Below are 10,272 nucleotides of genomic sequence, written 5' to 3'. Positions count from 1 at the left end.
CAAACCGCTGCATGAGGGCGTGAGCGTTGCGATCGAGGATCGGCTGGCGGTGATTTCAGCGGAAGCGGGGCTGACGCTTTCCCGCGACGATGGGGTACGGTTTCGCACCCCCGAGATCGTCAGCGAAGCCGCCCTCGACCTGCGATCGGTGATGGCGCCCAATCCCGATGCCTTCCATGCGGCGCGTAGTGAAATCCTAATGCGGACCGCCGAGGCGGAAGGGCGCGAACTGGACCGGGCACGGCTCGAACTCGCACAGTTTTATCTAAGCAACAATCTTGCAGCCGAAGCTATTGGCGTTCTCAATGTGTTGGCCGAAGATTTGCGGCAGACCAGCCTCGAACCGAAGGTGAATATCCTGCTGGCGGCAGCCAATGCGCTGGCTGGACGCAGCTCCGAGGCCGTGGCGATGCTCAACACGCCCGCGTTCCGCGACGATGCCGACGCCATGGTGTGGCGCACCATCGCCCGGACGGAAAGCGGCGATTTCGCCGGAGCGCGGGTCGATGCCTTCGGGGCCGATCTGGTGATCGACAACTATCCCAATTGGCTGCGATCGAAGTTCCACATGGCGGCGATCCGTGCCGCGGTGGAGCAGGAAGATGCCGAGATGGCGGCAAAGATGCTGCGGGCGGTGGACCTGGCGGCGCTGACGCCCGAACAGGTGGCCGAATATGAACTTTTGTCGGGTCGGCTCGACCATGCCAACGGCAATGTGGCCGAGGCTTTGGAGAGTTATGGAAGGGTGATTGCGGCTGACCACCGGGCGCAATCGGCGGAGGCGGTGCTGCGGACGATTGAGTTGCTCGACGAGATGGGGCAGCTCGATCTTGCGCAGGCGATCGACACGTTGGGGGTGCTGTCCACGATCTGGCGCGGGGATCAGGTGGAAGTCGATACCGTCGCCAAGCTGACCGACCTCTATTATCGCAACGGAGAGTATCGCGAGGCGTTCGTGCTGACGCGGCAGATGGCGGACGAGTTCGAAAACAGCAGGGTGCTCGATGGGCTGATCAGCCGGGCGCGCAACGAATTCGCGGGGCTGTTCCTTGACGGACGGGCGGGCTCGCTCGATGCCGTTTCCGCGCTCAGCATCTATTATGATTACCGTCATCTGACCCCGCCGGGCACCGAAGGCGACACCATGATCCGCAACCTGGCCCAGCGGCTGATCGAGGTCGATCTGCTGGCCCAGGCCGCCGATCTGCTGCGCTATCAGGTCGATAACCGGCTTGAGGGGGCAGCGCGCGCCCAGGTCGCCGCCGATCTGGCGGTGGTCTATATCGCCAACCGTGATCCGGGCGCGGCGCTGCGCATCCTCAACGACACACGGCTGGCGGAACTGCCGCAAGGGCTGGAACGGCAGCGGCGCGTGCTGGAAGCCAGCGCGCTGATCCATGCGAGCCGCCACGATCTGGCGCTCGATCTGCTATCGACCCTGTCAGGGCGCGATACAGAGCTGCTGCGTATCGATGCGTTGTGGCGGGCGGAGCGCTATTCGCAGGCGAGTGAGCGGATCGAGGCGCTTTACTCACCCGATGTGGAGAGCGGCACACTGAGCCCGGTGGCGCGGACCAATGTGGTGAAAGCGGCCGTGGGCTATGTGCTGGCCAATGACCAGATCGGGCTCTCGCGCCTGCGCAGTCGGTTCTCCGAGGTGATGGTCAATGCGCCCGAATGGCCGATGTTCGCATTCGTTACCGAAGATGTGGACGCGACGGGATCAAGTTTCCGCCAGATCGCACGGCAGGTGGCCGATACCGGCGCGATCAATGGATTTCTCAACGCCTATCGCGAAATCTATGCTGGCCAGAATGCGGTGACGCCATTGCGGGCAGCGCCTGAAACCGGGCCGGTGGCGAGTTTATAGGATATCGTGGGCGTGCGTGCGTTGGGCCATTCTAAGGCCCGGCATTCGATGCTATATTCAAAAGCGAAGGAGGTGTGGCATGCACACACTGATCGCAGTTGATGATGAACTCGTCGAAAAAGCACGCGCACTGACCGGAGTACAAGAGAAGTCCGCATTGATCCGCGAAGGGCTCAAGGCGCTCATCGCACGAGAAAGCGCTCGGCGGCTGGCGCAACTGGCCGGATCCGAGCCCAATCTTGGCGACATACCGCGCCGGCGAAACGACGCGGAGTGATCCTCGTAGATACCTCGATCTGGATCAACCATTTCCGGGGCGGGGATCGGGAATTGATCGAGCATTTGGAAACCGGTCTCGTGACCATGCACCCGTTTGTCATCGGTGAGCTTTCGCTCGGCAACCTCCAAAATCGCGATGAAATTCTTACTGCACTAGGCAATCTTGCTCCGGTAAAAAGGGCTACGGAAGACGATGTCCTGAAGCTGATCGCCAATAGAAATCTTTGGGGCCGGGGAATTGGCTATATCGATGCGCATTTACTTGCGTCGGCTATAGAGCAGCCCGGTGTGAGGCTCTGGACTGGCGACAAAAGGCTGGCAGCCTGTGCACTCGAAATGGGGATCGGGTATCAGCCTACCCAATAAAACTTCGGATCAGCGAGCCTGCCACCAGGTGCCAGCCATCGACGAGCACGAAGAAGATCAGCTTGAAGGGCAGGGAGATGATGACCGGGGGGAGCATCATCATGCCCATGCTCATCAGCACCGAAGCGACCACCATGTCGATGACCACGAACGGCAAAAAGAGCAGGAAGCCGATTTCGAAGGCGCGGCGCAGTTCGGAGATCATGAACGCGGGAATGAGGATGCGCAGTTCGATCTCTTCGGGATTGTCCGGAACGGGAGCGTCGGTGAGATCCATGAACAGCATCACATCGCGCTCGCGCACGTGGTTGCGCATGAATTCGTGCAGCGGTCCTGCGCTGAGTTCCAGCGCCTCGGTCATCTCGATCTGGCCAGCGATCAGCGGCGCGATGCCCCGGTCGTAGCTGTCCTGAAGCGTGGGCAGCATGATGAACGCGGTCAGAAACAGCGCCAGTGAAATCATCACTGAATTGGGAGGCGCGGTTTGCAGGCCGATAGCCGTGCGCAGCAGAGAGAGCACAACGACGATGCGGGTGAAGCTGGTGACCATCACCAGAATCGAGGGGGCCAGCGCCAGAACGGTGATTAGACCGATCAACTGAATGGCGCGCTCGGTCAGCGTCGTCTCGTCGCCGAAGTCGATGGAGATGTTCTGGGCTAGCCCGGTCGAGGGCAGAAGCAGAAGCGTAGCAGCGGCAAGGCCCAGGGACAGCAGCAGTGTTGCGCCGGGGGAAAGCCCGCGACGCCTTGTTGCGTTACGATCTGCTGGCAGCATCCTCGAAATGATCGTCCCTCGCCTCAACGCGCGGTTCCGAGTCCACAGTGCTGGAAGCGGATACCGATACGCTTGTAGCTGAGTCGGGCACCGAGCGGGCCGGATTGTCGGGCTTTCCCCCAAGCAGGTCGGGTTCATCATCGACGGCGCGCAAAAGGCCGGTGTGACGCAACGAGGTTCCGGCGGGCCGAGCGGGTGTCGCAACGGGCTCGGGTGAAACGGAAGGTGCCGATTCAGCAACGGGCTTGCGGCGCTGCACGCGCTGCATCTGATGAGCCGCTGGCGCTGCAAATCCGCTTTCCACCACCAGATCATTGGGGCCGCCGATGACGATCAGATGCTCAGTCTCGTCGCGACGCACGATGACGGCCTGGCGCTTGTTGTCGATGGCGATCGAGTCGACGATCATCAGGCGGCGATTACGGCCACGGCCCACGCTGCGCGAGGCGTCGCCCACCAGCTTGATAAGCCAGACGGCGAGCACGATGAGCACCAGCACAATGGCAAGTGCGATGATCATGGTGAGGTAGTTGGTTTCCCCGCCGAAGAGGCTGGTCAGAAATCCCACAGGCTAGCTCCCTGGATGTGGCCCTCAGTCGCCAGACACATAACGGCATGAACCGCGGCGGGCAAGACTTGCCTACCATACGCCGCGATTGGGCGAAATTGGGGAGAGATACAGGGGGCCGTCCCGAGGGTTAACGCGCTGTTAACCATGTGGTGGGCAGAATTTGCCCAGTTGGTGGCAATTTCGAGATTCGGGGAGCCCACATGGCCATTGGCGATCTGCCGATCTTTGCGGCGCTCAAAAACAAGATGCAGTGGCATCAGACGCGCCAGACGCTGCTGGCCGAAAACGTCGCCAATGCGGAGACGCCGGGATATCGCGGGCGCGATCTGGCGCAATTTTCCATCGAGGACACGGTGCGCAGGCCCGGCGCGATGGTGACAACGGCGGCGACCAACAAAAAACACTATTCGGTCGGGGGCAATCCGGCCCGGGCCATGGGCGCGCGCACCATGAACAGTTTTGAGATCATGCCCGAAGGCAACGGCGTGACGCTCGAAGAAGAGATGATGAAAGTCACCACCAACCAGATGGATTATCAGGCCGCAACCACGCTCTATTCGCGCTCCATGCGGCTGATGAAGCTGGCGCTCGGAAAGCAAGGCTGACCGGGGCCATAGGGGATTACAGGCGCAATGAACGACTTCATGACATCGATCAAGATTGCCGGTTCCGGGCTCAATGCCCAGACGGCGCGCATGCGGGTGATCGCCGAAAACATGGCCAACGCCGATTCTGCCGGGCGCACCCCGGATGAAGACCCGTATCGGCGCAAGGTTCCGACCTTCCACGCCATGCTTAATCGCGAACTGGGCGCCTATGAGGTAGGTGTGGGATCGCTGTCGATGGATATGAGCGATTTCGATGCGCGGTATGAACCGGGGCACCCGGCTGCCGATGAGAACGGTTATGTCCGCTATCCCAACGTCAACACACTGATCGAAACCATGGATATGCGGGAAGCCCAGCGGACCTATGAGGCCAATCTCAACGTGGTGACCGTATCGCGCCAGATGCTGGGGCGGACCCTCGATATTCTGCGCGGCTGACGCACACACATAGATCTGGAGGGCATATGGCCACCCCATTCAACGCCGCTGTTGCGGCCTATGGTAATGTTTCCCGGCTGGTGAACGATCAGGGCGCTGGCAAAATCGCGGGGGCAGGGGCGGCGGCGTCCGGCCCGAATTTCGGGCAAATGCTGGCCGAACAGATCAATTCGGTGGTCGAGGCGGGCCAGCGGTCCGACCAGGCGAGCATCGACATGGTCAATGGCAACGCCAACGTGATCGACGTGGTGACAGCGTTGGCCGAAACCGAATCTGCGATCGAGACCATGGTGACCGTCCGCGACCGGGTCATATCGGCCTACGAAGAAATCATGCGTATGCCCATCTGAGATTGCATGATGATGGGCTGCAAATGGCGTTTATCTGCGCTTCCGGTGCTCACGTACAGAAAGTACGTTCCGCTCCGGTTCTCGATCAACACCATTTTCGCTCCATCCTGACGCAATCTCGGCTCAGCGGGTGTACCTTGTGGTTAACGAATCGCGGCGGAGCGTAGCGCCATGACAGGGGCGGAAACCCTCGATATTGCCACTTCGGGAATGTGGACCCTGATCCTCGTGGCGGCACCCATGATGATCGTCGGGCTTGTGGTGGGCGTGGTGATCGCGCTGTTTCAGGCGTTGACCCAGATTCAGGAAATGACACTGGTGTTCGTGCCGAAAATCATCGCGATCTTTATCACCATGCTGCTGATGCTGCCCTTTATGGGCGCGACGATGGGGGCGTATATGAACCAGATCGTCGATCTGATCATCCGGTCCTGACGATGGCGGTCATCTGGGGCCCGGATGTCGCCTATTATTTTTTCCTGATCTTTTCCCGGATCGGCACGATCCTGATGCTGATGCCTGCCCTTGGCGAGCAGACGATTCCCGCCCGGATGCGGCTGTCGTTCGCGCTGATGTTCTCCTTCATCCTCTATCCGGTGATCCTGCCGCATCTGGGGGCGGTGCCGGGCAATGTCGCGGGGCTGGCGGCAGCGCTGGGCCATGAGCTGGCCATCGGGTTCATCATCGGAGGACTGACGCGGCTGATCCTCACCGCGGCGCAGGTGGCGGGAGCGGTGATCGCCTATCAGATGGGCCTGTCGATGGCGCAGACCGCTGACCCCACCCAATCGGGCGTGCAGGGGGCGATCGTGGGGAACTTCCTCGCCATGCTCGGCGTGGTGCTGATCTTCACCACTGATCTGCATCACATGCTGCTGGCCGGTGCCTATGCGAGTTATGATTATTTCCCCCCCGACCAACCCTTGATGCTGGGGGATGCGGCCGAAATGGCGGTGCGCATCATCGCCCAATCGTTCATCATCGGCGTGCAGATGGCGGCGCCGTTGCTAGTGTTCGGGCTGGTTTTTTATCTGGGGCTGGGAATATTGGGCCGGCTGATGCCGCAAATCCAGGTGTTCTTCATGGCCATGCCGGCCAACATCATCATCGGGCTGATCCTGTTCGCGATGCTGCTGGGCCTGATGATCGGGCTGTATATGACGCATCTGGAAGATCACTTCGCGCAGTTTCTCGGGTAGGCCATGAGCGACGACAAACCCGAACAGAGCGAAAAGACAGAAGACCCGTCCCTCAAACGGCTGGAAGATGCCCACAAGAAGGGCGATGTGGTCAAAAGCCAGGAAGTCACGAGCTGGTTCATGGTGCTCGGTTCGGCGATGGTGTTTGCATTCGTTGCGCCGATGACCGGTGGCTCGATCATGGAGACGCTGGGGGAGTATATGGCGCGGGCCGATCTCTATGAGGTGGGCGGGCCGGGCTTTAACCAGTTCGTCTATGGCGCGGCGGTCAGCCTGCTCGGCGCGCTGCTGATCCCGATGATCCTGCTGGCGCTCTGCGGCATCGCGGGGAATATGGTGCAGCACAGGATGGTGTTTTCGGCGGAAACGCTGAAACCCAAACTGAGCAAGATTTCGCCGATATCCGGGGCAAAACGGCTGTTCTCCATGGAGGCGCTGGTCAATTTCGGCAAGGGGCTGTTCAAGCTCACGGTGTTTTCCACCATCATGGTGATGGTGGTGTGGCCGGAGCGCGATCGCCTCGACACCATCGTCCACGGTGAACCGTTGATGGTGCTGGAGCTGTTCCAGGAGGTGGGGATAAAGATCTTCATCGCCACGCTGATCGCCATCACCATCGTCGCGCTGCTCGACTATCTTTACATGCGCCACAAATGGTGGAAGCGGCAGATGATGACCGTCAAGGAAGTGCGCGACGAGTATAAGCAGATGGAGGGTGACCCGCATGTGAAGGGGCGCATCCGGCAGATTCGGCTGGAGCGCAGCCGCAAGCGGATGATGGCGGCGGTGCCCGACGCGACAGTGGTCATCACCAACCCGACGCACTACGCGGTGGCGCTCAAATACGATAATGAGATGGCGGCGCCCCAAGTGGTGGCCAAGGGGGTCGATGCCATCGCGCTGCGCATCCGGGGGCTGGCGCGGGATCACGACGTGCCGATTGTCGAAAACCCGCCGCTGGCCCGCGCGCTGCATGCGGGCGCAGAAATCGGCGATCAGATTCCAGCCGAACATTTCAAGGCGGTGGCGCAGGTGATCGGCTATGTGATGCGGCTGAAGCAACGCTCGAGCTGGAAGAGCGGTTAGGGTGAACTCTGACGGCGAAATCCGTCTATCGACCTCGGCTCGGTGCGGGTCAGCGCCTTTTAACCGAGATTGTTAACACTGAGTTAATCGATACTACCCAAGGCAAAGCGCGGTTTGCTACCAATAGAAGCCCGATTCGAACGGTGCGAAAGTTTGTGACGAGGAACAAAGCGATGGCCATGGCCCCGATCCACGAGGACAGCTATCCAGAACCGGTGGTGGCGCGTCCGTCCTCGAACGCGGCGCTGTGGCGCGTGCTGGTGCTGTCGCTGCTGTTCATCGGCGTGGCGGTGGCGTTTTCGCTGATGGGCGAGGTCATTTCGCCGGAAATGGTTGTGCTGTTTCTGGGCCTGCTGGCGGTTATCGGCGTGTTTTCGCTGTTCGCACTGGCGGCGGGACTGTTCCGCTTCGTGGGGGGCAAGGAAAAGCGCACCCTGTCGCGCGCCATCGTCGACAGCCTTCCTTATGGCGCGGTGGTCACCGATCGCGATGGCAAGATATTTTATGCCAATGCCTATTACGCGGAGCTTTCGCGCGGAGTGAGCCGGGGCATGCCGGTGGGGCTGCCGCGTCTGTTTGCCAGCCAGCCCGAAGCCAGCGAGGCGATTTATCGCTTGTCCCGCGCTGCTCGCGACGGGCGCTCGATCATCGAAGACGTCCGCATTGCGCGCGGGAATGACGCCGCGCTGTGGTTCCGGCTGGCGGTGCGCTCCTTGCCCGATTTCGACGGCGCGCCGGGAAAATCGGTGATCTGGACGGTCGAGGATATTTCTCGCGACCGCGAAACGCAGGAAAATTTCTACGTCGAATTGCAAAAGGCTATCGATTATCTCGACCACGCGCCGGCGGGGTTCTTTTCGGCTAATGCGCGCGGGCGCATCCAGTATATCAACTCAACGCTGGCGGACTGGCTCGGCTACGACCTTGCCGCGTTCGAAGCGGGTGATCTAGACCTCAACGAAATCGTCCACGGCGATGGCGCCGGGCTGCTGATGGGCGGCGGGCAGGACGGAGCGGTGCGGACCGAAATCGTCGATCTCGATCTGGTACGCCAGGATGGCACCAATCTGCCGGTGCGGCTGTTGCACAGGGCGGCGCGGCTGGCCGAAGGCGAATTGGGCGAAACGCGCACCCTCGTGCTTGACCGCTCGCGCGGGGTGGACGGTGAAGAGGCGCTGCGGGCCGCGGAAGTGCGGTTTTCGCGGTTTTTCAACAACACACCGATCGCCATCGCAGCGCTGGACAGCGAAGGGCGAGTGGTGCGCACCAACGCGCCGTTCACGCGCATTTTCGGGTTGGCCTCGGGGGAACGCGGCATCGAGGGGCTCGATGTCTCAACGCTGATCGATGCGGAAAACCGCGACAAGCTGGCGGCGGCGCTGGCCGATGCGCGGGCCCACAAATCAGAGATCGCCCCCGTCGACGCGAGCATTCCGGGCGACAAGCAGCGCAGCGTGCGCATGTTCATCTCCGGCGTGGAGCCGGGGGCAGACAGCGATGAAGCGGCTATTTTGCACGCGCTGGACATGACCGAGCAGCGGCAGCTGGAAGAACAGATCGCCCAAGGCATGAAAATGCAGGCCGTGGGGCAGCTGGCGGGCGGAGTGGCGCACGATTTCAACAACGTGCTGACGGCAATCATCGGGTTTTCCGACCTGTTGCTGCTCAAGCACCGGCCTTCGGACCCATCGTTTTCCGATATCATGTCGATCAAGCAGAGCGCCAACCGCGCGGCGGGGCTGGTGCGCCAGTTGCTGGCGTTTTCGCGCCGGCAGACGCTGCGGCCACAGGTTCTGGAAGTGCCCCAGCACATCGATGATCTCACCGTGTTGCTCAAGCGCCTGATCGGCGAGCAGGTGACGCTCGATGTGGAGCATGAGCGCGATGTGTGGCCGATCCGCGCCGATCTGGTGCAGCTCGAACAGGTGATCATCAACCTCGCTGTCAATGCGCGCGACGCCATGCCGGATGGGGGGCAGATCACCCTGCGCACCCGCAATGTGGGCGAAGCGGAAGCGGAAAGCCTTGCCTATCCGGGCATGCCACCGGCGGATTACGTGCTGATCGAAGTGGCCGATACCGGAACCGGCATGCCTGCCGACGTGATGGAAAAGATTTTCGAGCCGTTCTTTTCGACCAAGGAACTGGGCAAGGGCACCGGGCTGGGCCTCTCGATGGTCTATGGGATCATCAAGCAGACCGGCGGCTTTATCTATCCGTTGTCGGAGATGGGCAAGGGAACGACCTTCCGCATCTTCCTGCCGCGCCATATCCCGGAAGAAAAAGACGAGGCCACGCCCAAATCTGTGGCCGCACCGGTGAAGGACCTCACGGGCAATGAGCGCATTCTGATCGTCGAGGACGAGGAAAGTGTGCGCATGTTCTCGGCGCGGGCCCTTGCAACCACGGGCTATGAAGTGTTCGAGGCCGGTTCGGGCGAGGAAGCGCTGGAGGTGATCGAGGAGGTCAATGGCGAACTCGATCTGATCATTTCCGACGTGGTTATGCCGGAGATGGACGGGCCGACGCTGCTGACGGAAGTGCGCAAACGCTATCCCGATCTCAAGGTGATCTTTGTTTCGGGCTATGCCGAGGAAAACGTGCGGCAGGGGCTGGCCGACGACCGGAGCGTGGAATTCCTGCCAAAACCCTATACGCTCGACCAGATCAATTCCAAGGTGAAGGAAGTGCTCTCGGGCAGTGTGCCGGAGAAGTACGAGTAGCGGGGGC

Annotated in this window: 12 protein-coding genes; 10 read left to right on the top strand and 2 right to left on the bottom strand. The window is 61.1% G+C overall.

Annotated elements, in window-relative coordinates:
• The 3 genes from VNS12_RS09905 to VNS12_RS09895 form a co-directional block, all read left to right on the top strand.
• A partial coding sequence (locus VNS12_RS09905; protein ID WP_414693102.1) for a tetratricopeptide repeat protein occupies window positions 1-1,870 on the top strand: 1,870 nt, incomplete at its 5' end.
• A 79-nt stretch (window positions 1,871-1,949) separates the two neighbouring features.
• Window positions 1,950-2,147 carry a type II toxin-antitoxin system VapB family antitoxin gene (locus tag VNS12_RS09900; protein ID WP_325487667.1) on the top strand — a complete coding sequence of 66 codons (198 nt, stop codon included), beginning with the start codon at window positions 1,950-1,952 and terminating at the stop codon, window positions 2,145-2,147.
• Complete coding sequence (locus VNS12_RS09895) at window positions 2,144-2,515, top strand: type II toxin-antitoxin system VapC family toxin (protein ID WP_325487666.1); 372 nt, start codon at window positions 2,144-2,146, stop codon at window positions 2,513-2,515. Before VNS12_RS09900 ends, VNS12_RS09895 begins: the two co-directional genes overlap by 4 nt.
• On the opposite strand, the gene fliP is transcribed toward VNS12_RS09895, so the two are convergent.
• Window positions 2,505-3,290 (bottom strand): flagellar type III secretion system pore protein FliP, encoded by a 786-nt coding sequence (fliP, locus tag VNS12_RS09890; RefSeq protein ID WP_325487665.1) that lies wholly within the window; start codon window positions 3,288-3,290, stop codon window positions 2,505-2,507. The two genes, VNS12_RS09895 and fliP, sit on opposite strands and share 11 nt — an antisense overlap.
• The gene (locus tag VNS12_RS09885; RefSeq protein WP_325487664.1) at window positions 3,271-3,858 is read right to left on the bottom strand and encodes a flagellar biosynthetic protein FliO; all 588 of its coding nucleotides are present in this window, start codon (window positions 3,856-3,858) and stop codon (window positions 3,271-3,273) included. The genes fliP and VNS12_RS09885 overlap by 20 nt, the downstream gene beginning before the upstream one ends.
• 203 nt (window positions 3,859-4,061) lie before the next feature.
• Between VNS12_RS09885 and flgB the strand changes: the two genes are divergently transcribed.
• From flgB to cckA, 7 genes are all read left to right on the top strand, one after another.
• On the top strand, window positions 4,062-4,466 hold the full coding sequence (gene flgB, locus VNS12_RS09880; protein WP_325487663.1) for a flagellar basal body rod protein FlgB: 405 nt from the start codon (window positions 4,062-4,064) through the stop codon (window positions 4,464-4,466).
• Window positions 4,467-4,505: 39 nt separating this feature from the next.
• The gene (gene flgC / locus VNS12_RS09875) at window positions 4,506-4,907 is read left to right on the top strand and encodes a flagellar basal body rod protein FlgC (RefSeq protein ID WP_325487662.1); all 402 of its coding nucleotides are present in this window, start codon (window positions 4,506-4,508) and stop codon (window positions 4,905-4,907) included.
• Window positions 4,908-4,933: 26 nt separating this feature from the next.
• Window positions 4,934-5,257: a flagellar hook-basal body complex protein FliE gene (fliE, locus tag VNS12_RS09870; protein ID WP_325487661.1), complete on the top strand. Its 324-nt coding sequence runs from the start codon at window positions 4,934-4,936 to the stop codon at window positions 5,255-5,257.
• A gap of 171 nt (window positions 5,258-5,428) precedes the next feature.
• Window positions 5,429-5,692: a flagellar biosynthesis protein FliQ gene (gene fliQ / locus VNS12_RS09865; protein ID WP_325487660.1), complete on the top strand. Its 264-nt coding sequence runs from the start codon at window positions 5,429-5,431 to the stop codon at window positions 5,690-5,692.
• Between the two features lie 2 nt (window positions 5,693-5,694).
• Window positions 5,695-6,456: a flagellar biosynthetic protein FliR gene (fliR, locus tag VNS12_RS09860; RefSeq protein ID WP_325487659.1), complete on the top strand. Its 762-nt coding sequence runs from the start codon at window positions 5,695-5,697 to the stop codon at window positions 6,454-6,456.
• A gap of 3 nt (window positions 6,457-6,459) precedes the next feature.
• Entirely contained in the window at window positions 6,460-7,542 is a 1,083-nt protein-coding gene (flhB, locus tag VNS12_RS09855) for a flagellar biosynthesis protein FlhB (protein ID WP_325487658.1), read from the top strand.
• A gap of 173 nt (window positions 7,543-7,715) precedes the next feature.
• Window positions 7,716-10,265: a cell cycle histidine kinase CckA gene (gene cckA, locus VNS12_RS09850; protein WP_325487657.1), complete on the top strand. Its 2,550-nt coding sequence runs from the start codon at window positions 7,716-7,718 to the stop codon at window positions 10,263-10,265.
• The last annotated feature ends 7 nt before the right edge of the window (window positions 10,266-10,272 follow it).

Source organism: Pelagibacterium sp. (assembly GCF_035555455.1).
Lineage (GTDB): Bacteria > Pseudomonadota > Alphaproteobacteria > Rhizobiales > Devosiaceae > Pelagibacterium.
The sequence above is the reverse complement of the archived record's forward strand: the minus strand, read 5'-3'. Positions and strand labels throughout refer to the sequence as shown.